General features: G+C 57.7%; 25 protein-coding genes. 11 read left to right on the top strand and 14 right to left on the bottom strand.

Going from position 1 to position 25,676, the window contains the following annotated elements; genetic code table 11:
* Window positions 1-94 precede the first annotated feature (94 nt).
* Together RMV17_RS13945 and RMV17_RS13940 are read right to left on the bottom strand one after the other, a co-directional pair.
* A complete protein-coding gene (locus RMV17_RS13945; protein ID WP_311886893.1) occupies window positions 95-604 on the bottom strand; it encodes a nucleoside deaminase in 510 nt (169 codons plus the stop codon).
* 31 nt (window positions 605-635) lie between these two features.
* Window positions 636-1,967, bottom strand: coding sequence for a nucleobase:cation symporter-2 family protein (locus RMV17_RS13940; RefSeq protein ID WP_311886892.1), 1,332 nt, complete (start codon window positions 1,965-1,967; stop codon window positions 636-638).
* 214 nt (window positions 1,968-2,181) lie between these two features.
* Here RMV17_RS13940 and RMV17_RS13935 point away from each other — a divergent pair, with 214 nt between their 5' ends.
* Window positions 2,182-3,096, top strand: a complete 915-nt coding sequence (locus tag RMV17_RS13935; RefSeq protein ID WP_311886891.1) for a LysR family transcriptional regulator — start codon at window positions 2,182-2,184, stop codon at window positions 3,094-3,096.
* Window positions 3,097-3,147: 51 nt separating this feature from the next.
* Here the strand turns inward: RMV17_RS13935 and RMV17_RS13930 are convergent, their stop codons facing one another.
* The 5 genes from RMV17_RS13930 to RMV17_RS13910 all read right to left on the bottom strand — a co-directional run bounded on the left by RMV17_RS13930 (window position 3,148) and on the right by RMV17_RS13910 (window position 10,526).
* Window positions 3,148-6,237, bottom strand: coding sequence for an efflux RND transporter permease subunit (locus tag RMV17_RS13930; protein ID WP_311886890.1), 3,090 nt, complete (start codon window positions 6,235-6,237; stop codon window positions 3,148-3,150).
* Window positions 6,234-7,343: an efflux RND transporter periplasmic adaptor subunit gene (locus RMV17_RS13925; RefSeq protein WP_311886889.1), complete on the bottom strand. Its 1,110-nt coding sequence runs from the start codon at window positions 7,341-7,343 to the stop codon at window positions 6,234-6,236. Before RMV17_RS13925 ends, RMV17_RS13930 begins: the two co-directional genes overlap by 4 nt.
* A 136-nt stretch (window positions 7,344-7,479) precedes the next feature.
* Window positions 7,480-8,751: an outer membrane protein transport protein gene (locus tag RMV17_RS13920; protein ID WP_311886888.1), complete on the bottom strand. Its 1,272-nt coding sequence runs from the start codon at window positions 8,749-8,751 to the stop codon at window positions 7,480-7,482.
* A gap of 201 nt (window positions 8,752-8,952) precedes the next feature.
* Window positions 8,953-9,579, bottom strand: a complete 627-nt coding sequence (locus RMV17_RS13915; RefSeq protein ID WP_034154091.1) for a TetR/AcrR family transcriptional regulator — start codon at window positions 9,577-9,579, stop codon at window positions 8,953-8,955.
* A gap of 62 nt (window positions 9,580-9,641) precedes the next feature.
* Window positions 9,642-10,526, bottom strand: a complete 885-nt coding sequence (locus tag RMV17_RS13910) for a LysR family transcriptional regulator (protein WP_123449816.1) — start codon at window positions 10,524-10,526, stop codon at window positions 9,642-9,644.
* Window positions 10,527-10,694: 168 nt separating this feature from the next.
* Between RMV17_RS13910 and RMV17_RS13905 the strand changes: the two genes are divergently transcribed.
* Both RMV17_RS13905 and RMV17_RS13900 read left to right on the top strand, forming a co-directional pair.
* On the top strand, window positions 10,695-12,050 hold the full coding sequence (locus RMV17_RS13905) for an MFS transporter (RefSeq protein ID WP_311886887.1): 1,356 nt from the start codon (window positions 10,695-10,697) through the stop codon (window positions 12,048-12,050).
* Window positions 12,051-12,065: 15 nt separating this feature from the next.
* Window positions 12,066-12,521: a type II 3-dehydroquinate dehydratase gene (locus RMV17_RS13900; RefSeq protein WP_311886886.1), complete on the top strand. Its 456-nt coding sequence runs from the start codon at window positions 12,066-12,068 to the stop codon at window positions 12,519-12,521.
* 18 nt (window positions 12,522-12,539) lie between these two features.
* Here RMV17_RS13900 and RMV17_RS13895 read toward each other — a convergent pair whose 3' ends face one another.
* On the bottom strand, window positions 12,540-13,454 hold the full coding sequence (locus RMV17_RS13895; RefSeq protein WP_311886885.1) for a LysR substrate-binding domain-containing protein: 915 nt from the start codon (window positions 13,452-13,454) through the stop codon (window positions 12,540-12,542).
* 85 nt (window positions 13,455-13,539) lie between these two features.
* Here RMV17_RS13895 and RMV17_RS13890 point away from each other — a divergent pair, with 85 nt between their 5' ends.
* Window positions 13,540-14,022 (top strand): hypothetical protein, encoded by a 483-nt coding sequence (locus tag RMV17_RS13890; RefSeq protein WP_311886884.1) that lies wholly within the window; start codon window positions 13,540-13,542, stop codon window positions 14,020-14,022.
* Between the two features lie 91 nt (window positions 14,023-14,113).
* Here RMV17_RS13890 and RMV17_RS13885 read toward each other — a convergent pair whose 3' ends face one another.
* On the bottom strand, window positions 14,114-15,280 hold the full coding sequence (locus tag RMV17_RS13885; RefSeq protein WP_311886883.1) for an MFS transporter: 1,167 nt from the start codon (window positions 15,278-15,280) through the stop codon (window positions 14,114-14,116).
* Window positions 15,281-15,374: 94 nt separating this feature from the next.
* Here RMV17_RS13885 and RMV17_RS13880 point away from each other — a divergent pair, with 94 nt between their 5' ends.
* The gene (locus RMV17_RS13880) at window positions 15,375-16,280 is read left to right on the top strand and encodes a LysR family transcriptional regulator (RefSeq protein WP_311886882.1); all 906 of its coding nucleotides are present in this window, start codon (window positions 15,375-15,377) and stop codon (window positions 16,278-16,280) included.
* Window positions 16,281-16,347: 67 nt separating this feature from the next.
* On the top strand, window positions 16,348-16,611 hold the full coding sequence (locus RMV17_RS13875) for a hypothetical protein (protein WP_016986843.1): 264 nt from the start codon (window positions 16,348-16,350) through the stop codon (window positions 16,609-16,611).
* A gap of 171 nt (window positions 16,612-16,782) precedes the next feature.
* On the opposite strand, the gene RMV17_RS13870 is transcribed toward RMV17_RS13875, so the two are convergent.
* Together RMV17_RS13870 and RMV17_RS13865 are read right to left on the bottom strand one after the other, a co-directional pair.
* Window positions 16,783-17,376, bottom strand: a complete 594-nt coding sequence (locus RMV17_RS13870; RefSeq protein ID WP_311886881.1) for an NAD(P)H-dependent oxidoreductase — start codon at window positions 17,374-17,376, stop codon at window positions 16,783-16,785.
* Complete coding sequence (locus RMV17_RS13865) at window positions 17,373-18,230, bottom strand: sterol desaturase family protein (RefSeq protein WP_311886880.1); 858 nt, start codon at window positions 18,228-18,230, stop codon at window positions 17,373-17,375. The genes RMV17_RS13870 and RMV17_RS13865 overlap by 4 nt, the downstream gene beginning before the upstream one ends.
* 67 nt (window positions 18,231-18,297) lie before the next feature.
* Here RMV17_RS13865 and RMV17_RS13860 point away from each other — a divergent pair, with 67 nt between their 5' ends.
* Complete coding sequence (locus RMV17_RS13860) at window positions 18,298-19,260, top strand: AraC family transcriptional regulator ligand-binding domain-containing protein (protein ID WP_311886879.1); 963 nt, start codon at window positions 18,298-18,300, stop codon at window positions 19,258-19,260.
* A 153-nt stretch (window positions 19,261-19,413) separates the two neighbouring features.
* On the opposite strand, the gene RMV17_RS13855 is transcribed toward RMV17_RS13860, so the two are convergent.
* A complete protein-coding gene (locus tag RMV17_RS13855) occupies window positions 19,414-19,803 on the bottom strand; it encodes a helix-turn-helix domain-containing protein (RefSeq protein WP_311886878.1) in 390 nt (129 codons plus the stop codon).
* A 113-nt stretch (window positions 19,804-19,916) separates the two neighbouring features.
* Between RMV17_RS13855 and namA the strand changes: the two genes are divergently transcribed.
* Together namA and RMV17_RS13845 are read left to right on the top strand one after the other, a co-directional pair.
* Window positions 19,917-20,957 (top strand): NADPH dehydrogenase NamA, encoded by a 1,041-nt coding sequence (gene namA, locus RMV17_RS13850; RefSeq protein ID WP_034154102.1) that lies wholly within the window; start codon window positions 19,917-19,919, stop codon window positions 20,955-20,957.
* Window positions 20,958-20,997: 40 nt separating this feature from the next.
* Entirely contained in the window at window positions 20,998-21,381 is a 384-nt protein-coding gene (locus RMV17_RS13845) for a nuclear transport factor 2 family protein (protein ID WP_311886877.1), read from the top strand.
* Window positions 21,382-21,478: 97 nt separating this feature from the next.
* Here RMV17_RS13845 and RMV17_RS13840 read toward each other — a convergent pair whose 3' ends face one another.
* A complete protein-coding gene (locus tag RMV17_RS13840) occupies window positions 21,479-22,489 on the bottom strand; it encodes an NAD(P)-dependent alcohol dehydrogenase (RefSeq protein WP_311887046.1) in 1,011 nt (336 codons plus the stop codon).
* A 170-nt stretch (window positions 22,490-22,659) separates the two neighbouring features.
* Between RMV17_RS13840 and RMV17_RS13835 the strand changes: the two genes are divergently transcribed.
* Together RMV17_RS13835 and RMV17_RS13830 are read left to right on the top strand one after the other, a co-directional pair.
* Window positions 22,660-23,574, top strand: coding sequence for a LysR family transcriptional regulator (locus RMV17_RS13835; RefSeq protein WP_311886876.1), 915 nt, complete (start codon window positions 22,660-22,662; stop codon window positions 23,572-23,574).
* Between the two features lie 170 nt (window positions 23,575-23,744).
* The gene (locus tag RMV17_RS13830; protein ID WP_311886875.1) at window positions 23,745-24,206 is read left to right on the top strand and encodes a hypothetical protein; all 462 of its coding nucleotides are present in this window, start codon (window positions 23,745-23,747) and stop codon (window positions 24,204-24,206) included.
* Between the two features lie 16 nt (window positions 24,207-24,222).
* Here the strand turns inward: RMV17_RS13830 and RMV17_RS13825 are convergent, their stop codons facing one another.
* Window positions 24,223-25,467 carry an MFS transporter gene (locus RMV17_RS13825; RefSeq protein WP_311887045.1) on the bottom strand — a complete coding sequence of 415 codons (1,245 nt, stop codon included), beginning with the start codon at window positions 25,465-25,467 and terminating at the stop codon, window positions 24,223-24,225.
* Between the last annotated feature and the right edge of the window lie 209 nt (window positions 25,468-25,676).

Genomic DNA, 25,676 nt, shown 5'->3' with positions numbered 1-25,676 from the left:
GGCTGGCAGTTCCAAAACTCGCACCTTTTCCCTCTCGGCGAGCAAGTGCTCTTACGTCTCTAGATAGCGCAACCCGAGCTGCGTTTCAAAGCGGTTACAACCAAAACCCCTTGTGCGGCTCAGCCGCCTCGCCCTCTAGCATCGGCCCGAACACACTGACCTTGCGCTGCCCCTTGGCGAACACCTCGCGGCACGGCAGCGAGAACGTCGGGTTCTCCGGGTGGTCACCGGTCAATTCCAGCAGCGCATGCTCCGACAAGGCATAAACCACCCGCCCGATCCCGGTCCAATACACCGCGCCGGCGCACATGCAGCAAGGTTCGGCGCTGGTGTACAGCGTGCACAGTTCCAGCTCTTGCGGCGACAGCAGTTTTGCCGCTGCCGCTGCTGCCACCAACTCCGCATGCTGAGTCGGATCGCCTTCCGGCGGCATCGAGTTATTTCCCGCTTCGACAATCACCTTGCCTTTGCGGTCGGCCACCAATGCCGCGAACGGATGGCGACCGCGTTGCTTCGATGCCTCGGACAAGGCGATGGTCTGGCGCAGCAAGGTCAGATCAAGCTCGCTGACGCCGGCCGGGATGAGCTGAGTGAATTGATTCATGAGTAACTCCTGGGCAGTGGAAAACAAACAGTCAGTCGGCCAGTTCAGCGCCGATGGTTTCGGTCGATTTTTTATCGTTGTTGAGCAGGATGTTGAGGACAATGGCGGTGATCGCTCCGAGGAAAATCCCGCTGTCGAGCACCAGTTTCAGGGTCGGGCCGACGTGTTCGAACAGCGCCGGAAAGGACATCGGCAGCACGCCGACACTTACCGATACGGCGACGATGATGCCGTTGCGAGTGCCCTCGAATTGCACCCGCGACAGTTCCTGAATCCCCGCCACCGTGGTCATGCCAAACATCACAATCGCGCAGCCACCGAGCACCGGCGTCGGCACCGCGGCGATCAACGCGCCGAGTTTCGGGAACAAACCCATCAGCACCATGATTGCCCCGGCGGCGGCGACGACGAAGCGGCTTTTCACATTGGAAAGCGCGATCAAACCGGTGTTCTGGGTGAAGGCGTTGTAAGGAAAGCTGTTGAACAAGCCGCCGAGCATGGTCGACAACCCATCGGCGCGAAACGCATTGCCGAGGGTTTGTTGCGTAGTCGGTTTGCCGGTCAATTTGCCGATCGCCAGGCAGTTGCCGGTGGTCTCGGCCATGATCACCAGCATCGCCAGGGTCATGATCAGAATCGGCACCGGTGCGAATTCCGGGGCGCCGAAGGCCATCGGCGCACTCAGCTCAAACCATGCGGCTTCGCTGACCCGATTGAAGTGAGTCATACCGCAAGCCGCTGCGATCAGACTGCCGACGAACAAGCCAATGAGCACGCTGAGGTTGCCGATGAAGCCCTTGAACTTGGCGTAAATCACCAGCGTTACGCTGACCGTGGCCAGGCCCAGCAACAAGTTCGCGGGATTGCCGAAATCCGGTGAGTCGGGATTGCCACCGCCCAGCCAGATCGCCGCCGCCGGCATCAGCGAGATGCCGATAATGGTGATCAGACTGCCAATCACCACCGGTGGAAAAAAACGCAGCAAGCGGCTGAACACCGGCGCCAGCGCAATGGTGATAAAGCCAGCGGCGATCACCGCACCGAAAATCTGACTGAGTCCGAACTCCTTGCCGATCATGATCATCGGCGCCAGGGCTATGAACGAGCAGCCCTGAATCAGCGGCAGCCGCGCGCCGAACTTCCAGAAACCGAGGGTTTGAATCAACGTCGCCACACCCGAGGTCAACAGGTTGGCGTTGATCAGCAACACCACCTGCGCTGAGGTCAGCCCCATCGCACTGCCGAGAATCAGCGGCACCGCCACCGCTCCCGCGTACATCACCAGCACATGCTGCAAGCCAAACGTGAACAGCTGTCGCAGTGGCAAAACCTCGTCCACCGGATGAATGCGTTGTGTAGTCATTTCACACGCTCCTGAAGGTGCGGCATCTGTTGAGATCGCGGGCATGCTCAGGGGCGTTTGAAGGGTAGATCCGCCCCGGAGATCGTTTGACGCGGGGCCATGGTTGAACGTTTATTACGATGAAACAAATTAGCAACCATCGCTTTTTTCGATGGCACAATCAGGCATTCATCAGCCGCTCCAAACCTTTATTTTCGACCCAGGAGTCCACCGCTTGCGCTTCTCACTCGATCAACTGTTGATGTTCGTCCAAGTGGTCAAAAGCGGATCGTTCTCCGCCGCCGGGCGCCAAATGGGCAAGACCCAATCGACCATCAGCGCGGCGATTGCCAACCTCGAAACCGACCTCGGCGTCGACCTGTTCGACCGCAGCAACCGCAGCCCTGCCCTCACCGCCAGCGGCCACAAATTGCTGGTGCAGGCCGAAGCCGTGCTCGAACGCTGCATGACCTTCGAAGCCCACGCCGATTGCCTTGCGGACAACGTCGAAACCAGCCTGACGCTCGCCATTGAAACGCCGTACGGCCCGATCATGCCGGTGCTCAAAGCCTTCGAAGCCGCGTTCCCCTTCGTCGACCTGATCATCCGCCATCCGGTGTATGGCGACGTCAGCGAACTGGTCAGCAGCGGTGAAGCGGTACTCGGCGTGGCTTTCTCACAGCCCGGCTACCCCAAGGAGCTGGCGTTCCAGCAACTGGGCAAACTGATCATGCTGCACGTCTGCCACCCCGAGCATCCATTGGCGCAACTCGACAACGTCACCTTCGACGACCTGCACGTCCATCGCCGCCTGGCCTTCAGTGCCCACGCGAGCAAACTGCCGAGCAGCGAATACCTGCGCTCGACCCAGTTGTGGCAAGCGGAAAGCTATCTGGCTCTATTGGAAATGGTCCGCGCCGGACTCGGTTGGGCCACCCTGCCCCGGCAGCTTATTCAGCGCGAACTGGCCAAGGGTGAGCTGGTGGAACTGCAGCTCTCGGCGTATCCGCATACGGACTGGCAGATTGGTGTGGATTTGCTGTGGGCGCGGCAGCGGCCTCTGGGTAAAGCCGAGCGATGGCTGAAGGAGAAATTGCAGGGCAACAAGGTGTATGAACTGGATCGCAACGGACAGATCACCACGCTTTGACGTGGGGACAAAGAGGCCCGCCAAAGCGGGCCTCGATTGCAGGCGTTGTCACTACGCCAGTTTGACTGTTTCGGTCTGAACCTCGTGCTCAGGGCGGATCTTGAACCAGATCGAATACATCGCCGGCAGGAACACCAGCGTCATGATGGTGCCGACGAATGTGCCGCCGATCAGGGTGTAAGCCAGCGTCCCCCAGAACACCGAGTGTGTCAGGGGAATAAACGCCAGGATGGCCGCCATTGCCGTCAGCAGTACCGGCCGCGCACGTTGCACCGTGGCTTCGACCACAGCGTGGAACGGATCCAGCCCTTCCAGCGTGTTGTGATGGATCTGCCCGATCAGAATCAGCGTATTGCGCATCAGGATCCCTGACAGCGCAATCAACCCGACCAGCGCATTGATGCCAAACGGCTGATTGAAGATCAGCAGCGTCGGCACCACGCCAATCAAGCCTAACGGGGAGGTGAGGAAGACCATGATCATCGCCGCGATCGAACGCACCTGCACAATGATGATCAGCAACGTCATGGCGATCATGATCGGCAGCAAGGGCAAGATCGCCTTGCCCGCCTTGCCGGATTCCTCGATGGCGCCTGCCTGCTCGATCCGGTAACCGGAAGGCAGTGTTTCGATGATCGGCTGCAACTGCTTGAGAATCGCACTCGATACATCCGGTGGCTGCAAACCTTCGGCAATGTCGCCACGCACGGTGATGGTCGGCGTGCGGTCACGGCGCCGCAGAATCGGATCCTCCATGCGCACATCGACTTCGCCAATCTGCGATAACGGGATGCGTTGCCCTGCCGCGCCGACCAGGGTGAAGCCTTTGATTTGCGCCGGGTCGAGCCGGATATTGCCCGCTGCACGTCCGACGACCTGCACAGAGCGAATATCCTCGCGCACCGCCGTGATCGGCACTCCGCTCAGCAGGAATTGCAGTTGCTGGGCAACCGCATTCGAGGTCAGTCCCACTGCCTGCAGACGGTCCTGATCGAGACTGAAATGCAATGTCGGGGTCAGCGGTCCCCAGTCAGTGTTCACCGTTCTCATCATCGGGCTGTCATGCAGCACGCCGCGGACTTGCTCGGCGATGTCGCGCAACTTCGCCGGATCAGGGCCCATCACCCGGTAGGCAACCGGAAACGGCGAATAAGGACCAAAGACAATTTGCGTTGCCCGCACACGAGCCTCCGGCGCGAGGCCTTCAGCAACTGCTTCTCGAAGTCGGAACTTGAGGATTTCGCGTGCTTCCTGACTGTCCGTCAGCACCACGATTTTGGCAAAAGAAGGATCGGGTAATTCCGGCGCCATCGCCAGGAAGAAACGTGGCGCACCTTGGCCGATATAGGCCGTGACGATTTTGGCCTCATCCTGCTTTTGCAACCAGGCTTCGACCTTGGCGGCCGCGTCACTGGTCTGCTCGATCGAAGTGCCGTAGGGCATCTGCACCTCGATCATCACCTCGGGGCGGTCGGAGGTCGGAAAGAACTGCTTCTTCACCAGCCCCATGCCTGGAACCGCAACGAAAAACAGCGTGACCACCGTACCTGCCACCAGCCATTTGCGAGCAATCACCGCAGTCAGCAGCCGGCGGAAGCGGTTGTAATTCGGCGTGTTGTAGATCGCCGCGTGGCCGCCCTCGACCTTGTTGATGTCCGGCAACAACTTCACGCCCAGATACGGGGTGAACGCCACCGCGACGACCCAGGACGCGATCAGCGCAATACCGACAATCCAGAACATATTGCTGGTGTATTCGCCGGCAGTGGACTGGGCAAAACCGTTCGGCAAGAAACCGATTGCGGTCACCAGCGTGCCGGACAGCATCGGCGCCGCCGTATGGCTCCAGGCATACGCGGACGCTTTGATGCGGTCGTAGCCCTCCTCCATTTTCACCACCATCATTTCAATGGCGATGATCGCGTCATCGACCAACAGCCCGAGCGCGAGGATCAATGAGCCGAGGGTGATGCGATCAAAGTTCTTGCCGGTGGCGGCCATCACCACGAACACGATCGCCAGGGTCAACGGCACAGCCGCAGCGACCACCACCCCGACCCGCCAGCCCATGCTGAGAAAGCACACGAGCATCACAACCAGCAGCGCGACAAAAAACTTGACCATGAACTCGCCGACCGCCGAGTCGATATTGACTGCCTGGTCGGTGACTTTGGCGAGGGTCATGCCCAATGGTATTTCCGCATTGATACGGGCGGTCTCCGCATCCAGCGCCTTGCCCAGATCCAGACCGTTCCAGCCCTCGCGCATCACCACGCCCAGCAGCAGCGCGTCTTCACCGTTATTGCGTACAACAAAGGTCGCCGGGTCTTCGTAACCGCGTACAACCGTCGCCACATCAGAGAGCTTAAGCGTGCGCCCCTGCACCGAGACCGGTGTGTCGCGAATTTTCTGCACCTTGTCGAAGGCACCGTCCAGACGCAGAAACACCTGCGGCCCATTAGTTTCGATGGAGCCGGCGGGCGTCAACACGTTCTGACTGTTCAGCGCGGCGAAAATGTCCTGCGGTGACAGGCCGAGGGTCGCCAAGCGGTCATGGGAAAACGAGACGTAGATGCGCTCGGCTTGCTCACCGATGATGTTGACCTTCTTCACCCCAGGCACGTGCAGCAGACGCTGGCGCATTGCTTCCGCATCACGCACCAGCAAGCGCTGTGGCTCGCCTTTGGCTTTCAAGGCGAACAGCGCGAAGGTCACATCGGAAAACTCATCGTTGACCATCGGCCCGATCACACCGGCCGGCAGCCTGATGGCTTCATCGTCGAGTTTCTTGCGCGCTTGATAGAACTCTTCCTGCACTTGCGAGGGTGGCGTGCTATCGAGCAACGACACCATCGTGAACGCGAGTCCCGGGCGGGTGTAGGTTTCCGAGCGGTCGTACCACTTGAGTTCTTGCAGGCGCTTTTCAAGGGGTTCGGCGACCTGATCCTGCATCTCTTGCGCCGTCGCGCCGGGCCACGCGGTGATGACGGTCAACTGCTTGACCGTGAACGGTGGATCCTCCGCACGCCCCAGTTGAAAGAACGACAACGTCCCCGCAACGGCAATCAGAAAAATCAGAAACACCGTGATCGCCCGCTCGCGCACGGCGATGGCCGAAAGGTTGAAGCGCCCCTGACTCATGGACGGCTCCCGGCAACGCTGGCTTCGCTCTGCTGCGGCAATCGTACTTCTTCGCCATCGCGCAGCAGATGGGCGCCCAACGCTACAACCTGCTCACCGGCAGTGAGGTCGCCGGCGATGCGCGCCGAATCATCGCTCAACCCCAGCACCTGAACCGCTCGCCAGGTCACAGTTGCCGGTGTTCCGGCAATCACCCACACACCGGATCCTTTGCCTGGGTCGTAAATCGCGGCGATGGGGACTTGTAACGCCTGTGTCTGGGAGGCGCCCTCGGCAATGCTGAGGGTGACGGTCGCACCGATCGGCGCGTTGGCCAGCGGCCCCTCAAGCACATAGCGCGCTTCGAATGTGCGCGTCGTACGGTCTGCGGAGTCCGAAAGCAGCCGCAGTTTTGCCGTTACCGCCGCTGAATTGACCCCGTAGAGGCTGGCTTGTGCGGTGGAACCGGCTGCCGGACGCAACGTTTCCGGCAGATGCACGATGGCTTCGCGCTGACCTGCACGGGCCAGTCGAACCACCGGTTGTCCCGGACTGACGACTTGTCCAGGTTCAGCGAGTGTTTCCACCACCACGCCGTCCGCATCAGCGACCAGCAGCGCATAACCTGAAGCATTACGCGCTACGTCCGCTTGCGCTTGCGCGGCATTGAGCTGCGCCTTTGCCGTCTCCGCGGCGGCTCTGTACTGATCGTAGGCTGATGCCGAAATGGCGCCAACGCCGACCAGTTTGCGATAGCGAGCCTCGTCGTCGGCTGTCTGTTTGGCGCTGGCGCGAGCAGCAATGACCGCCGCCAGCTGCGCCCGCGCTTGCAGTCCGAGATCGATCGGGTCGAGACGCATCAGCGGCTGCCCTCGCTTGACGACCTCCCCCGTATCAACCAGACGTTCGAGCACTTTGCCCGAAACGCGAAAACCCAGGTCGCCCTGCACGCGCGCCGCGACCACTCCGGTGAAAGAGCGAGCGACATCGGGTGATGCTTGCACCGCAGCGGATCTGACCAGCGGCGCCTGGGTTCGGGGATCTGCAACGCCGGGAGATTCGCCACAGGCGGTCAGGGCAAGAGGCAACAAGCATGCGGCAATGGGGAAAGGTCGGAGCCGGCGCATAGGTTCACTTACCGAGGAATAGGATGATCATCATATTCTCAGCCTTGTGACCAATATCGTCAATAGTCACTACATGAGAAATAACTGCATCCTGGCCATCAGCAACATCGAACTAAGGATCGACTGACAGGCCCGACTAAAAACGGTAGCTCACCGAAGTCCCAAGCCCGCTCGCACTGTTCTTGTATCTGGCACTGTAGGCACCTCTCGATGCCGAGGTGTCGTTGACCTCGACGCTCTCCTCCCAAAGGTAGGAATAAGCCAGGTCGACCGTGACATTTTCCACGGGCGTCCAGCCGGCACCGAAGCTGAGCACCTTGCGGTCGCCCGTCGGAATGCGCGGCCCCCGATTGGTGTTGTTGGCCGGTGACTGATCAACCGAGAAACCGGCACGAAGCACCCATTGGTTATTCAATTGATAGGCCGCACCGATCGCGTGAGCCCAGGTGTCGTGCCAGTTCTGCTCTTCGCTGATCGTCCCCAACTGGCCACTCAGCAACGGCGGCAAGCCACTGTTCTCGATCGTCAGCTCCTTGAAGCGGCTCCAGCGCGTCCAGGTACTGCCCAGATAAAGCGTCCAGTCGTTATTGAATTGATGCGTGACCGAAAAGTCCACCGACTCCGGCGTGTCCACGTCCAGCGACGCGTCATAGCTGCGACCGCTGACGCCCAGCACGCTGAAGATGCCATCGGTGACCTTGGTTTTCGCATCCAGGTGGTAACTGACTTTGGAGTGATAGGTCAGCCCCAGGCGGGTCCGGTCTGTTGCCTGCACCAGCACGCCGGCGTTGAAACTTAGCGCGGTGTCATCGCCGGTGCTTTTCAGCTTGCCGTCATTACGCCCCGGGCTGAGTGGATTGGGGACCATGCCCGATATCTCGCCGCTGATACGGTTAATGGTCGGGCCGAAACCGATCGAGACTTTTTCGTTAAAGGCGTAGCTGATGGTCGGCTGGAATGTCAGCGTGGTGACTTCGCTCTTGTTGGCGTAATAGCGCCCGGCAAAACCACTGCCGTAGTCGGTGATCAGCCCGAACGGTACATAAAATCCGACGCCGAATGCCCAGCGGTCATCAATCGGTTTGACGTAATACCCCATGGGTACGGTGGTCGTCGGCACCATGTCGCCATCTTCATTGCCACCGAACGTACTGCGCGTTCGGCTGATATCTGACTTGGCAAACAGCGTCGCCGCGCCCACGCTGACCTGCTCCCTTTTGAGCCGCGCCATGCCCGCCGGGTTGCCGTAGATCGTACTGGCGTCTTCGGCTGATGAAGATCGCCCGGCAAAACCGGAGCCCATCCCGCTGATGCTTTGTTCGTTGAGTGCAAAGCCACCGGCTAACACATTGGAAGACGCAAGCACGACGGCCAGGCCCATGGGGCTCTTGAGCATTGTTTTTTTCATTATCGGGACTCTATGGAGATCACTGGAATAGAACATCGAGCACTACAGCGAAGCCATATTATCCATGTGACCGATTCAGTCAATGGTCACGGCGAGCTAAATTCAACGCCCTCCCGGCACTGATGTGCCGGTGGGCAGGAAACGTAATGAGGGGGGATGTCGTCTGACTGGAATCGCCTGAAAACCTTGCTCAGCGATGGGTCAAGGCATGAGGCTGCGCAGGATGAGGTTGGTCGTCAGCGTGGGCGCTTGCTCGATCAAATCCAGATTGTGTTGCAACAGCAGCGGGTTGACGAAAGGTCGCAGCGCCAGATTGATCGCCTCGACGGTCTCGTCCAGCGGCGTCTTGCGCTCAAACTCCCCCGCTTCTCGACCATGGCGCACGATGTCGAAGATAAAGGCCTTGATCTGCGCCTCATACACCTGGGCACTGTTCCAGCGCTCCGAAGCGGAAAACGCCGCGATGTCGTAGAGCTTGCGATCGTTGAAGAACAGGTCCACGCCCGTAGCGATCACGGTTTTCACCAACCTGCGCAAACGCTCGGTGGCTGAAACCGCTTCGGTATTCACCGCTTGTTCGACTGCTGCAGCGATTTGGCCCAGACAGTTGGCGCAAATCGCCTCGCCAATCGCCTGCTTGGAATCAAAGAATTTATAGATGTAGGCTTTGGAAAAACCGATGGCCTTGGCCAGGTCGGAAACCGTGGTTTTACCGTAGCCGTATTGGCTGAAATGCTCGTTGGCCGCGGCGACAATCTGGTCACGAATGTCGTGTTCGGCGGGGCCGCGAGTGCTCGGCGAGGAGGCAGATAGGGATGGCTGATTCATGGGGGCAGCTTACTCACCCTGTCGGTGACTGACAATGTGTGATGCTCTATGAACAGCGCATTTCACCCCCACCCCTGCGCCTCTTCAATGAAGTGCAGCACCGCGCTGGACCTTTCATCAATCCGCGAAATCAGCGAAAGCTCGCTGACCATTTCCGCTTGCGCCAGCGGTACGATGCGTATGCCCGGCATGGTCAACCGCGTCATCGTTTCCGGGACGATACTCAGGCCGATGCCGGCCGCCACCAGCCCCGGGATGCTCATCAGCGACGGCACATGCATGATGTTCTCGGGGTGCAACTGGTTCTGCCGGCACGCCTGGAGGGTGTGTGAGGTCAGGCCGATGCCGGCGCTGTCCTGCAGAAACACGAATTTCTCATGGCGCAGCGTCGCCAGTTCGCCGGTAAAACTGTCCGCCATGTCATGGTTGTCCGGCATCAGCAGCACCAGCCTGGACTGGCTGAAATGATGGGTGCGCAGGCGATCCGGCAGGTGGTCCTTGAAAACCCGCGCGAAGGCCAGGTCAAGCTTGTGGTCGAGCAACATGTCGAACTGCGCGCGAATACCGGCGTCCACCAGCGACACTTTGACTTCCGGGAAGGTGCTGAAGTAATGCCGCAGCAACTGCGGCAAATTGGCCTCGAACAGCGCCGAGTGATAGCCGATGTTGATCTCGCCCACCTCACCACGGCGCGCCCGCCGTGCGGCAGCAATCGCCAGTTCACTGGACTCGATGGACTGCCGCGCATGGGGCAGAAATGCCTCGCCGGCAGCGGTCAACGCGACGCCACGGTTTTCCCGCCGGAACAATGCCAAGCCCAGTTCGGACTCCAGGGTTCGCATCAATTGGCTCAGTGCCGGCTGTGCAACACCCAACTGTTCAGCGGCGCGACTGAAGTGCTGCAGGTCAGCGGCAACGACAAAGGCTTTCAGGTGACGCAGTTCCATACTCGCTACTCATAAGGTCGGCTTATCTATTTGTCGTGATTTCGATAATTATTCTGCAAGCAGGATGCGCTAACGTCTAGCCACCTCGACGATTCCTGCCAATTGCGTCGTTACTGCGCAGAACCGTCCGGGCATCCCGACACTATAAAAATAATGACGAGCACCCTTATGAGCACAATCAGTCACGAGACTCATGATTCGCGCATGCCGCGCAAAGCGGTGACCGCTGCGACGATCGGCACGGCCCTCGAATGGTTCGACTTCACGCTGTATGGCGCGATGTCTGCGACCATTTTGCCCAAGTTGTTTTTCCCCGCCATGGAACCAACCGCCGGCCTGCTCGCGTCCCTGGCAACGTTCGGTGTCGGCTTGGCCGCTCGCCCCTTGGGCGCCATTACCTGTGGCTACCTGGGAGACAAACTTGGCCGCCGTAACCTGATGCTGGCCACCGTGACCATGATGGGGCTGGCTTCGGTGCTGATGGGTTTGTTGCCCACCTACGCTCAGGTGGGCATCTGGGCGCCGATCCTGCTGGTGCTGCTGCGGATCATTCAGGGCTTTGCGCTGGGCGGCGAGTCCACCGGTGCGCAACTGATGGCGCTGGAACACGCCTCCCCTGATCGCCGCGGACGTTATTCCGGCATGCTCGGCTTGTGCTCCCCGCTCAGTCAGATATTGGCCAATGGTGTGTTGATGGGCCTGGCCGCGAGCCTATCAAGCGAGCAATTCGAGAGCTTTGGCTGGCGAATTCCTTTCCTGATGAGCTTCGTGCTGGTCGTGGTGGCGATTTTCATTCGCCTGAAAGTCGATGAGACCCCGGCGTTCGTGGCCTTGAAAAAGACCCCGGTCAAACAGGAAAAAAGCCCGCTCAAATCCGCGGTCGGCAGCCACTACAAAACCATCCTGCGCCTGATGCTATTTTTCTGCTCGCCCGCTGCGCTGTTCTATCTGATCGTGATTTTCTCCCTCAGCTACCTGACCAAGCACTTGGGCTTCAGCCAGTCGACAGGTTTCATGTCACTGATGGTGGCTAATGTCTGCGCGATTTTCGGTGCGCTGGCCGGCGGTTACCTGTCCGATCGCTGGGGCCGGAAAAAAGCCTTGGCGCTGGGTTCATGCATGACCCTGCTGATCCTGTTCGTGTACTTCCCGATCCTCAACACGCTGAACGTTGCGGCCATCATGGCAATCATGGGGCTGTTTCTGGGTTTTACCCAGTTCCAGAGCGGGATCCAGCCTGTGGCTTTTGCCGAGGCGTTCCCGACCCAGGTGCGCTATTCGGGTTCGGCACTGGCCTACACCGGCGCCAATCTGGTGATTGGCGGGCCGATGCCGATGATCGCCGTGTGGCTGATGAGCCAGTCAAACAACTCGCCGTGGCCGCTGGTGACCTTGTGCGCGGTGATCAACCTGATCTCCCTCGCGATGATTGTCATCGGCCCGGAAACCCGCGGCATCGACCTGAACGCCGTCGCCAGTGACGACACCCTCGACACTCGCGCAACCGCCCTTCTTTCCAAATAACGCAGCAGGACAACCATGAACCGCACCGTTTTCATCCTCAACGGCCCCAACCTCAACCTGCTCGGTCGCCGTGAACCGCACATTTACGGCCACACCACACTCGAGCAGATCCGCCAACGCAGTGAAACACTGGCCGAAGAACTTGATTTGATCTGCGACTTTCGCCAAACCAACCACGAAGGCGTGATGGTCGACTGGATTCAACAGGCGTTCGAGCAAAGTGCGGCCGTCATCATCAACCCGGCCGGCCTGTCGTTCCACTCGATTCCGGTGCTGGATGCGCTGAAATTGCTCAGCGCACCGCTGATTGAACTGCACCTGTCGAACATCCATGCCCGGGACGAATTGCACCGCCACTCGATCATGTCTGGCGTGGCCAATGCGGTAATTTGCGGCATGGGCGCCGACGGATATCCCCTCGCCATCCGCGCCGTCGATGACTTGTTGCGGCGTCAGGCAGGCGATCACTAACCAGCCTTTGCCGGACGGCTAGCCGGCGGTCGTTTTCGTCTCTTGGCTTAAATTCAACAACCTGCGAAGCCTCGACCGAACCCTCATGGGTGGTGTATGAGCCGGCCCGGGCTTCGACAGGAGGAAGAACCTCAACGGACTTGGGCAGCTCAATGCATCCAACGCAACCAATTGTCCATTGAATGCCTCAAGAGAGTGAATCGCCGGATTCCAGAGCGCGATGCCCAGCCCTGATCGGGCCGCTTCGATTGCCTGGGCGTAGTCACCCAGCACCCTGTCGGCGGGCCTGGAGGTCAGGCGTTTGCCGTGATGGCTCATCCACGCTCGCCACAATGTCGTATCGCCGGTGTGCAGCAGTGCAGTGTTCTGTATCAAGGACAACGGCTGTTCATTCATGGCGATGACGTCAGGTGATGCCACAGGGCAAAGCGACTCGTCGAATAATGCCTCTTCGTCTCCGTCATTCCACTGTCCGCGCCCGTACCTGATGGCCAGATCGACCTCGCCTGAGGACAGGCTGGCATTCAGTGCAGAGGTGACCAGTTCGATACGCAGATCCGGAGGCGAGCCTTCCAGTTCTATCAAACGCGGGATCAACCAGAAACGCGCGAAGGATGCCGTCGTGGCCAATTTGACGACGGGCAACGTCTGGCCGCCGGGCCGCAGCTGTCGCGCTTGCTTAAGCTGATCGAAGGCATGAGCAACCTTGACCAGCGCGATTTGTCCCGTGGCCGTAACGGTGACACCGCGCGCATGCCGGTCGAACAAGGCGCATTGAAACCATTTTTCAGCCATTTCAACACGTCGGCTGATGGTCGCATGGGTAACCTCCAGTTCCTCCGCAGCTGCAGTGAAGGAGCCGGTTCTGGCGGCAGCAAGGGCAGCTTGAAGGGCTTCGAAGGGAGGGAGAATATCGTCTAAGCTGTACGTCATATGCACAGCTTATGGATAAGTTGCGCTATAGGTCAACAGCTCAGCGTTACCTATGCTGCGCTGCCTTATTCATTGAGATAGCAGCATGTCGTCTTTCAAAGCGCTTATTTCGCCAGTGATGTTCGCTCAAGCACTGGGGCTGTGGGCGGGCAATTATTGTTACGCCGACTCCAGCGTACAAAGGCCCATCGTACGAGGTTACGAAGGGAATGGCGGCGTCACCGTTGAACTGGTCATGTCAGGCACGCCTGAAAACGAATGGGCATTGCTCAGGATTCGAGGAGTGGCAACGGAAACGGAGTCAGTAGTGCATCAAGCCAGCGTTCAACGCTCGCCGGTGTCGACGTCCTTCGTAGAAACCATCAATGGGGTTTCACGGACAATTTTTGAGGTGCGGATGCATCAGGGTTTTCTTGCGCTTCAAAATCAGGAGAACCGTGTCCTGGGAGAAAGCGCTCGCCTGGAGCGCCTGAGTGATATCGGCAGTGAACTTCAGCGGTTCGAGTCAGAGCGCTATTCCACTCACGCGGCAAGCACTCAGGCGGTGATATCCGCAAGCCGTCCTTGAGGAGGCCGTTTGCTGCCTTGCGCGACTGGCAGAAAACGGCCTAAAGCTATTGGTACATTCAGTCACCGGTGGAGTTTGAAACTGTACGCAGTCACACCACGGCGGCTTCAACCGTTCTGGAACGCCACGCAAACCCCAACACCATCAGCAACCCCAGGCCCGCCATTGCCGCGCCGGCCAGGGAGATCGCCGGATAACCCAGCCCGCTGCTGATCACCGCGCCGCCCAGCGCCGCGCCAATCGCATTGCCGAAGTTGAAGGCGCCGATGTTCACCGCCGAGGCCAGATTGGGCGCGTCCTTGGCCGCTTCCATCACACGCATCTGTAGCGGCGGCACCAGGGCAAAGCTGGCAATACCCCAGATCAGGATGGCCACGGCGGCCGGCAGCGGCCAGCGCATCAGTACGGTAAACGCCAACAAGACCACAATCAGTACGCTCAGCGAGACGATCAGGGTGCGATCTATCGAGCGGTCAGCGGCCTTGCCGCCCCACATGTTGCCCAGCGTCAACCCGACACCGTAAAGCATCAGCATGGCGGTGATGAAGGCGGTGGACGCATGGGTCTCGCTGCTGAGGATCGGCGCAATGTAGGTGAAGACGGTGAACATGGCGCTCGAGCCGACCACGGTCAGGGCCAGCGCGGCCAGCACCGGGCCGCGCCCCAACACTCGAATTTCTGCCATGACACCGACGCTTTGCGGCGCCCGTACGTTGGGCAAGGCGAACCACAACGCGGCCATGGTCACCACGCCGAGGCCGGTAATGCCCCAGAACGCGGTGCGCCAACCAAACATTTCGCCAAACCAGGCAGCCAGCGGCACACCGCCGATGGTCGCCAGGGTCAGGCCCATGAACATAGCAGCAACCGCCCCGGCACGTTTCTCCGGGGCGACCAGGGTGGCGGCGACGACGGAGCCAACGCCAAAGAAGGCACCGTGGTTCAGCGAGGTCACGACCCTGGCGATCATGAGGCTGTAGTAATCGGTGGCCAGCGCTGACATCAGATTACCGAGGGTGAAAATCGCCATAAGCCCGATCAGCAGATAGCGCCGGGGAATCTTGCCGGTGGTCAGCGTCATCAGCGGTGCGCCGAGCAATACGCCCAGTGCATAAGCACTGACCAGCAAACCGGCAGCGGGAATGGAAACGCCCAAGTCCGCAGCGATACCCGGCAACATGCCCATGGGGGCGAATTCTGTAACGCCGATGCCGAAGGCACCGATGGCGAGTGCAACAAGTGGTGGATTGATACGCATGGAAAGCTCCTCATCTATGCTGCCAATGCTACGATCCCGCCCTTTCAGGCGGTAGATAGCATTTTTGGCAATCACCTTTGCGTAGGAGGCACAAGTGGATTTCAACGGCAGGTCAGGTGAAATGAGCGTGTTCACCACCGTCGCGCAGGAAGGCAGCTTGTCGGCCGCCGCGCGTGCACTGGGTCTGACACCCTCGGCAGTCAGTCGGATCATCGCGCGCACCGAGCAACGTCTTGGCACCCGCCTGCTGTTGCGCACTACCCGAGCGATTACCTTCACCACCGAGGGCGAAGCTTTCCTGCGGGGCGCCCGGCGCATCCTCGCCGACATGGACGAGGTCGAAGAAGCCATCGCCGATCAAAGCGTGCCCAAGGGGCGATTGCGGGTCAGCGCCGCCCTTGGCCACGGCCGTCTGGCCATCGTTCCCTTGGTTGCAGCCTTCAGCGCCCGTTACCCGAACATCGTCGTCGACCTCACCCTCGGCGACGAAGTGGTCGACATTCTTGCCGGACAAGCCGACGTCGCAGTGCGCTTCGGCCATCTGCCCGACAGCCCGCTGACCGCACGCAGAATCGGCACCACCGGCCAGGTCGTGGTGGCATCGCCCGAGTATCTGCAGCGTCACGGCGTCCCGCAGGAACCGGAAGACCTGCTCCAACACAACTGCCTGCGCTTCAACTTCCGGCGTGCCGAACCCAACTGGCCATTTATCCGTGATGGCAAAGAGTTTTCCCTGAAGGTCAGCGGCAACATCGAATGCAGCAGTGGTGAAGCGCTGGCACAATTCGCGCGAATGGGCGCTGGCATTGCCCGTATCGGAGAGTTCAGCGTGAGCGAGGATCTGCAGCGCGGCGACCTGATTGCGCTGCTGGAAACCTGCAACCCCGGGGACCAGGAACCGATTCATGCGGTGTTCGTCGGCGGCGCGGCGATGCCGGCGCGGGTGCGATTGTTCGTGGACTTCTTGCTGGAGCATCACCGGATGTCAGCGCAGGTATAAGCTGATATTTGCGGATACTCGTGAAGTTGATGGCCGTCGTTAAAGACATCTTCAGGTAAGGATTTTTATGAGCAGATTGTCGGCACTGATCATGCAGGCACGTGAAGGGCTATGCATTCAACAGAAGATTCCCCAAGAAAAATGGAAGGCGATTGCCTCTAAATGTGGTCCTGCAGAGATAGCAGAAATCACCGAGCGAATCGCTACATTGAAAGCTGAACTGAGAACCATCGAAGAATGGGATGGTGAAACCATGGACGATATAAATATCGCCATTTACCAATTTTCTCTTTTGCTGGAACTGTCAGTTGGTCGCCAATTAAATAGTTGACCATCAGCTTTGGGCCGTTTTCTCTGCCTCTCGCGACGGGCAGAGATAGGCCAAAATCTACCGTTCCTCACCGGCAGCTATGGGGCAATTGCAGCGTTGGTGACTGGCAGCAATCGGCCAGAAGCGGACAGTACTATTTCAACGACGAGAAATTGTTGAGGTGCGACAATCTCACATCCCCGTAGAGAACTCAGGTGGATGTTTGATTGCAGTTCGTATCGTACGCAAGGCGTCATCGTATTGACAAAGAACATCCAAAGCCCAATCGGCACGTGCGCGGATGCGAACATCATTTTCATCTGACGGATATTCACTGTTAAGCATTGATTCAACGTTTCTTATAATCAGTTGCTCAGGCAAATACACGATCCGGCTATTTTTATAGCTTGAAGCACGTAACTCTGTAATGGGATAGGCTCCCCCAAGTCCAGCCGAAACGCCAACCAGAAGCGCGGGCTTATGTCCTAGTTCGCTGAGCCCTGCGTACAAAAAGAAGTTCTTCAGGGCCGGGCAAGCCATGCCATTCCACTCAGGGCTAATCACGATCAATGCTGTTGCTTTTTTGAGGATGGATTGCTGGACACTCCAGGCTTTCTGAGTGTCTTCTTCTGGCCACAGCGGTAGCGGGCTCGACGCCAGATCTATTAGTTCGCTTGAGTCACAAAGCTCAAGTGCTTCTAACCGCTCGCGCAGATAGTGGGCAACTTTGATTGATTGGCTGTTGGATCTATTCGATCCAGACAGCAGAACGATATGACGACTCATTGTGCAACCTTCTGTTTAGTTTCACTTACCTTGGGTGCGGTGCGATGGGAGCGAACGATTGGCCAGAACAATTCTTCTTTCCAGGTTATCGGTGACAAGTGTTCGATACCGTATGCAGGGGGACGCCTACGGGTAATTTTGGCTGTTCCGAACAACACATCCCATAAAAATAACAAGTTACCGAAATTACCTTTGTAGTGAGTCACGCCATCCTCTGCAGTCAAACCGTGATGCGCAGAATGAGTGGATGGAGTGGAGATAGTTCGCTCCAGAACCCAAATGATCGGACGTAAAGCACGAATGCGATAAAGTTTGTCGTCCCATGCAACATTGCTATGTGCGGCGAAGATCACAGTCATTTTTATAATCAGATAAACATAATAAACGTGTGCGAGCCCCAGATAAATCAACACGCCAGACAGCCAGATACCCGGCATCAAGAGATAGTAGAAACTATTGTTGCGATAGACGATGCGAATGCTCATATAAGGCGCGGAATGATGTGCGCGATGCAATGCATAAAGAGCGGGAATCCGATGAGTCAGGCGATGCCACCAATATTGGGTCATGTCATCCAGCAGTAGAAATAACGCAAATCCTGCGATCCATGGAATAGAGGACAGCGCGCCCTTCATTTCCGGGATGGTCTGATTCAATACCGTGCCACTTAGCCACATGACTAAAGGGAATGTGACCATCACTAATATACCGGAGCCGATGACTTCAATGAGTACGTCACGTTTACTACCTGACGGCTGACGAAGCGACGAACAGGCAAGTTCCAGTAAAATGAAGGAGAGGTAAATCCCGGCTACTATCACAGCGGGGTTGTTGACGAGCATTGTTGTATTCATGGCACTCTCGATTTAGGCCCTTCCGGGCAATGCCCTTTCATTAGAAACCTGCGAGCAAGTCCTCCCAATGCGCGAAATGGACAAAATTGAGCTAGAACCGGCCAACCGCCCACCCCAACGCTTTCATCGCGGCAGGCTGGGCCAGGTATTGGAACGCTTCCTTGATAGCCAGGTTGCCCGGAAAAGTACGGATTACAACCTGATCGAACTGGATCAACTGTGGCGCGAAGCGGCACGTATCGATCCGGCAATCGGATTAAAATTGTTCGCGCTATTCACACCCCAGGACTGGCATGTCCTGGCTTATCTTTGCCTGTACAGTCCCGATATTTTGTCAGCCATGCACCTTTGGGCCCGGTACGCACCTCTTGCCTCGGACACCGACAATGTAAGGTTGGTAAATGACGAAAACGGCGTCGGAGTCGAACTGAACGTCGATGCGCCAGGAGAGTTGGCGCGGTATGTCGTCGAACACTACGGGGTGATGTCCATAGCGCAGTTACGACGAGGTACAGGACACAATGTGCAGCCGATTTTGGCAAAGTTCACTCATTCGCGTCCGTCGTATTACAAGCAGTACACCCAATGGTTTGGTGAACGAGTCGAGTTTGATTGCTCGATCAACTGCTTCTATTTTCATCCTCGAAGCTTAAGCCTGCCAATGCAAACCCGTCATCACGGGATGTTGGAATTATTAACGCAGGAGCTGGATCGACGGATCGCCGCGCATCGGAATTTCAGCGGTTGGTCAGCCAAGGTTGCTGAAGGAGCGCGACGATCTCTAGCGAGACGTGAAATTCCCAATCTGGACAATCTGGCGAAGTCGCTGCACCAGACACCAAGGACCTTGCGCAGACGGCTGGAAGAGCAAGGTACAACCTTCAGACAATTGCTCGATCAGATTCGCGCAGAATTGGAAATGCATCTTGAATTGCAAGGAGAGTCATTAACCGAGATTGCCGCTCAACTTGGTTACAGCGATTTGACAGCGTATCTCCACGCCCGAAGCCGATGGCGTGACATGAAATAAGGTGGCGGCCCGAATTTTTCGTAACGGCAGTGCGACCTCAAAAATTCGCCTCATCACGCGCGAGTGATTTCGCTCGTGCAGTTTCAACCCTGCGCCACGCGGGCATCAAACTTCGCATTGTTCACCCCCTCCACCTCTCAACATCGGCATGATTCAAGCCATAGATTCCAACTTGTCGTCACAGACGGCAGAACGCCTGAGCTCCAGGATCGTGCGTTCATGCACTGCGCCCCACTCTCGCATTGCACTCACCAATGGCGCGAGTGAGTTACCTAACTCTGTAAGCGAATACTCCACTTTGGGTGGCACCTCGCGATAGATTTCGCGATGAATCACCCCGTCAGTCTCCAGTTCTCTGAGCTGGAGTGTCAGCATCCTCTGCGTGATATCTGGAATGAGCCGACGTATCTCGTTGAAGCGCTTCGTACCTGACATCAGGTGAAAAAGTATGAGCGATTTCCACTTTCCACCAATGACATCGACAGTGAACGCGACGGGACAAGCGAACGCCTCGATTTCATCCTGAGGGTTACATTTTTTCACTGTTATCACCTTGGTATAAAAAGTGTGCCTACCGCACAAAATTGTGCGTACTTACGTCGATGTGCTGCAAAAGTTAGCATGGATTCCATATTCACCACTATGGAACCGGACAGATGAGTTTGTTGTTATCACCCTATGAAATTAAGGGCCTCACCCTGAAAAACCGGGTCGTCATGTCCCCTATGTGCATGCATATGGCGGCGGATGATGGTTTCGTCACTGACTGGCACCGCGTTCATTACGGCGCTCGTGCTCTGGGTCAGGCGGCGCTGATTTTTCCCGAAACGCTGGCCATTCAGGCTGACGGTCGTATTGGAGCCGGTGACCTTGGCATCTGGAGCGATGAGCACGTTGTCGGCTTGAAGGCGCTGACGGAATTGCTTCACGGCTTTGGTGCAAAAGCCGGCGCTCAGATCGGCCATGCGGGGCGCAATGCTGACCTGCCCGGTCTGATTCACATCGCGCCATCGGCGATTCCATTTACGCAAACCAGCCCTGTTCCTCGCGAACTCGCGGCTGATGAGATTCCGGCTCTGGTAAAGCTTTACGGCGATGCCGCACGTCGAGCCAGCGAAGCGGGCTTCGATGTGCTTGAGATCCATGCCGCGCACGGCTACTTGTTAAGTGAGTTTCTCTCGCCGCTGGCTAACACCCGCGACGACGAATATGGCGGAGATGCCGAGCGTCGCTATCGTTTCCTGCACGAAGTGCTGGAAGAGGTCAAAACGCATTGGGGAGATCGCCCTCTGTTCGTTCGCATCTCCAGTTCTGATTACGCCGAAGGCGGAAACACGCCCGAGTCGTTCCTCGAATATGGTCGCTGGATGAAAGAACAGGGCGTTGACTTGATCGACTGCAGCTCCGGCGGGATCAAGATGGTCAAGGTCGAGACCTACCCGGGTTACCAGGTGCCGGCCGCTGAATTACTGCGTAAGGAGTTGCATATAGCAACAGGCGCTGTGGGTGTGATTCAGAGTGGACGTCAGGCTGAAGAAATCCTGCAAAACGGCCGAGCAGATCTGGTGTTTGTCGGGCGGCAAATGCTCCGAGATCCATTCTGGGTTCGCACCGCTGCAGATGATCTTAAAGAAATCATTGAGATTCCTACCGCCTACACACGTTATGGATCTGTCTGGCTTGATACCAAAGCCTGATGCCTTTGTTGCACTAATCCCATGAAGCAGGAGCAAGCACATGAGCAAGCCGACTTACGTTGAAGAATACCAAGCCATCACCGAGGTGCTTAACAAGTATATTGAGGGCTGCAAGCAGGCCAAAAGCAGCATCATGAAGCCAGCCTTCAGTGAGCAAGCGACCATGTTCAGCGTCGATGGCGACGGTAAGCTGACGGGCGGCGCAATTTCAATCCTGTTCGACGGGATCGACAAGGGTTTCCGCCCTTCTCCTGATGCACCGGCGGCTATCGTTCGCGTCGAAGTCGTCGGTACGGCGGCGAGCGCTCGCATCGACGCCAACGACATGTCAGGCATATCTTTCACCGACTTTTTTCATCTGCTGAAAGTTGATGGCAAGTGGACTGTGATCAGCAAGATTTTTCAAACTCATGTAGCGCCTTGATGACTTGGGTCGTCCGCCAGCCCTTGCTTATGCGTTGACATCAGAATCTGCTGCGATGAGCGAGAAAAAAGGCGCCAGAATTGGCGCCTTAACGTTATTAAGCGACTTTGATAACAACCTTCCCAAACGCTCCCCTCGCGAGATGTTCGTAAGCTTCTCGTGCTTTTTCGAACTGATATACCTGATCGATCACGGGACGGATTTCGTGCTCGTTGAGGAAAGTATTCATCCGGTCAAATGATGAACGCGGCGCCACGGCGATTCCGCGAATGGTCGTCTGGCGGAAAATAAGTGGCATCAGATTGAGTTCAACGGTTTGTCCTGTCAGAAAGCCGATCTGCGCAATACGCCCCGATGCCTTGGTTGCTGCGACCGATTGATTGATGCCGCTGCCACCGGCCACATCGAGTAGCAGATCCACGCCCTTGCCTTCGGTCAGCTTCAGCACTTCGTCCGCCCAATTCGGCGTCGCTCTGTAGTTGATGCCCGCCACAGCTCCCAGCCCCTTCACAGTTTGCAGATTCTGGTCGCTGCTCGACGTTGCGATGACCTTCGCGCCAAGTGCAGTAGCAATCTGCACGGCAAATATCGATACCCCTCCAGTACCTTGAACCAATACGGTCTGTCCTGCCTTGATCTGTCCAAAGTCCACCAGCGAATACCAGGCTGTGAGCGCAGCAATAGGCAGTGTTGCCGCCTCCTCGTCGCTCATGTTGTCGGGAGCACCGACGGCGCTGTCTTCATGGATGATCATGTATTCGGCCAGACCGCCGGGCAATGGCGAACCGAAGCAGTAATCGGGTTCGTTCGGCCCTGGCTCGCCATCCAGCCAGCGTGAATAAAGGTGGGAGTTGACGCGATCACCGACTTTAAAGCGCGTGACGTCGGCACCAATGGCGACCACCGTGCCGGCTGCATCGCTTACCGGAATCAGCGGTTTGGGCACCCTGTGCGGTTCATAAATGCCGTCGACGATAGCCTTGTCGCGAAAGTTGAGCGAGACAGCGCCGACCTTCACCAGTAACTCGCCAGCCTTGGGTTGCGGGGTCGCAACCTCTCCCAATTGCAGGTTGTCGAGTCCGAAATCGTTCAATAACCAAGCTTTCATTGCCAATCTCCAAATACACATCAATGGCCTCGAACCAGAGCCGGTTCCGCCTTGGGTGCATTTTTCGCTGTTGAAGGTGCGCAATAAATGCGTGGAAAAAGACATGATTGTTCTATTCTTGGATAACAATCATGTTCAACCGTTGATGTCCGGGTTCATAGGAAAGCGTCATGGAATTGCTTCAATCGATGCGACTGTTCGCCAGGCTTGCCGAACTTGGCAGCTTTACCAAAGCTGCCGAATCGCTGGACATCGGGCGACCGCAGGTCACTCGGTATATCCAGGAGCTGGAAACGTCACTGGGCGTGCGCTTGTTCCAGCGCACCACGAGAAAGGTCGCACTCACCGCCGAGGGCGAGAGATTCTATGAACGGGTACAGGAAATTCTGGCGGGTATTTCTGCTGCGACCTCAATGTTCGATCGATCAGGAGCAACGCTCACAGGCCGGCTGCGCGTCGATATCCCAAGCGCCTTCGCGCAGATGAAATTCATCAATAGCCTTAAAGAATTCACCGTCTCCTACCCCAGTATCAACATGGTTCTGGGCGTGACTGATCGGGCTGTCGACTTGATTGGCGAAGGCGTCGACTGTGCATTGCGCATCGGCGATCTACCGGATTCGAGCTTGATCGCTCGCCCTATCGCGATGGCGACGATGGTGACGTGTGCCGCGCCCGGGTATTTGAACGAGCATGGCGAACCCAAGACACTCGACGATCTGGCCTCCCATCGAGGCGTCAACTTCTTGTCCGGTCAGAGCAACAGGACATTGCCCTGGCATTTTTCGGTGAAAGGTCAGGATCGATCCTTTGTGCCTGACGCCGGCATCACCGTCACCGAGTCGAATGCGTACGTTCAGTGTGGCGTGTCGGGCTTCGGAATAATTCAGGCACCCGGGATCGCCGTGGCCAAGCATTTGGAAAGTCGCGGTTTAGTGGAAATTCTAAAGCCTTATCGGCCAGCCCCTCGCCCGGTGTCGTTGCTATACCCGAGCCGGACTCATCTGGCGCCCCAGGTTCAAGCTTTTATCGAGTGGCTGCAAGAGCGATTTCCGCAGCTTCATTCTGACTGGCTGGAACTCTAGCGATCGAACTGTGTAAACGGTGGTTACGGGGCGGAACCGGTCCTTCGCGAACGTCGGTTCTTACCCAATTCACATAACACCCTTATGTAACCCGAAAACACGCCGATACCGTGCTGCAGCAAGGAAGCACCGCAGCAGCACTGACTCCCTAGAAGGAAGGACCCCGATCAATGTTGGAACACCTCTGGCGCAGCATCCATTCCCCGGACTACCTGCCCAACGTACTGGAGTGGATGCTCCATATTCTGCTCAGCCCGTTCATGGTGATCATGTGCCTGATGGTCGGCGCGCTGGCCGGCAAATGGTGGAGAGCAGTGCCCTACGGCAGCCTGACTTGTTATGTGGTCTTCCTGAGTCGGTCTTCTTTCTATCGGTGGGAAAGCATTTTCCCCCTGGCCGGCCTGCCTGCGCTGGCGATCAATGGCGCGCTGTTGGCGCTCCTCGGCTTTTATTTGAAAGGCGTACTCAGAACCCGCTCTGAAGCAAAACCCGAAGGCCATTGGCTGCGCAGGCTTTATCAAGGCCTTAGGGTCGTCATGCTGACAGTCATGGTGATGTTCTGGGGAATCGTCGTGCTGTTTGTCGTGGTCTTCACTGTCTCAGTCGCGACGCAACCGTCATTGGCGCACTGAGCAGCTTCCTGCTTGATCAGACAAATCGGGACTCAGCTTCGCCGGAAACAGCGTCCGAATGAGCCGCCGGTTCGACAAGATGAACCTCCGTTGCATTGCGCCCCGCCAACCAGGCCAGTACTGACGCGACAACCAATACAGCGGCGCTAAGTTCGAATGTAGCTTTGTAACCACTCAGATCAAACGCCAGACCACCAATGATTGCGCCTCCCGCGATTGCCAGTTGGACAATCGCCACGAGCAAGCCGCCTCCGGCCTCCGCATCATCCGGAAGCGTTTGCGCCAGCCATGTCCACCAGCCGACCGGCGCGGCGGTGGCAACCAGTCCCCAGAGTCCGAGCAACATGGCGGTGAGCACCGGTGATTTGCCGAAGCTGACCAACGCCAGCGCGATGGCCGCCATGATCAGCGGGATGACGGTCAACGTGCGGTAGAGGCCGCGGCCCATGAACCGTTCGATCAAAAAAGTGCCGATAAAACCGGCCAGTCCCAACCCCAGCAGCATCAAGGACAACGTTGAGACACTGACGCCCGTCACGCCTTCAAGGAAGGGCCGCAGATAGGTGAACAGCATGAACTGGCCCATAAAAAAAACGCTGACGGCGACCATGCCCAAGGCTACCGGCGGCTGCTTCATCAGGCGCAGAACGTTGCCGCTACCGGCCTGGCGCTCAGCCTTGAAGGATGGGAGGCTGATCAGCAGCCAGACGGCGGCAAGCACCGCGACCGGAACCACGCAAAAGAACGCGCCGCGCCAGCCGATCAGCGAGCCCAGAAAACTCCCCGCCGGAGCGGCGATAACCGTGGCGAGAGCGTTACCGCCATTGACGATGGCCAGCGCTCGCGACACCTGTTCAGGCTTCACCAGACGCATTGCAGTCGCCGCCGACAGTGACCAGAAACCACCAATCGCGATCCCGATCAACGCACGTCCGAACATGAATGACGGGTAACCCGGCGCGACCGCGACGACCGTTCCGGAGACGATCATCAGCAAGGTCAGGCCCAGCAGCAATTTCTTGCGCTCGACGCGAGCAGCGACCGAGGCAATCAGCAGGCTGGTGATCAGTGCAAAGGCACCGGACACGGAAATACCCTGCCCGGCCTGACCTTCGGTGATGTGCAGGTCGGCTGCAATCGGCGTCAGCAGGCTGACCGGCATGAACTCTGAAGCGACCAAAGCGAATGCGGCCAGCGACATGGCCAGCACAGCGCTCCAGCCGCCTGTTCTTTTGGAAGGATCTGTAGAAGGAAACGTCATGGGAACTACCTGTGGTGCGAACAACCTGTGGATGTGATGCGCAGGGGCAAGCAGTTTGAAGCCCATCCGGGCACTGCCCCTGTAACAGATAGACACATTCTCCCGGTCAATCCGGCCCTTCCCTAGTGCATTCCTCTTGAATGCTTGCCTGATCCTCTGGCGATGCAGGGTGATGGATAGGAAACGTCTCGCGCGCGCATTAGAGTTCA

The sequence above is a fragment of the Pseudomonas sp. VD-NE ins genome (assembly GCF_031882575.1).
Classification (GTDB): Bacteria; Pseudomonadota; Gammaproteobacteria; order Pseudomonadales; family Pseudomonadaceae; genus Aquipseudomonas; species Aquipseudomonas fluorescens_BZ.
This window is presented reverse-complemented; position numbering and strand designations above follow the sequence as displayed.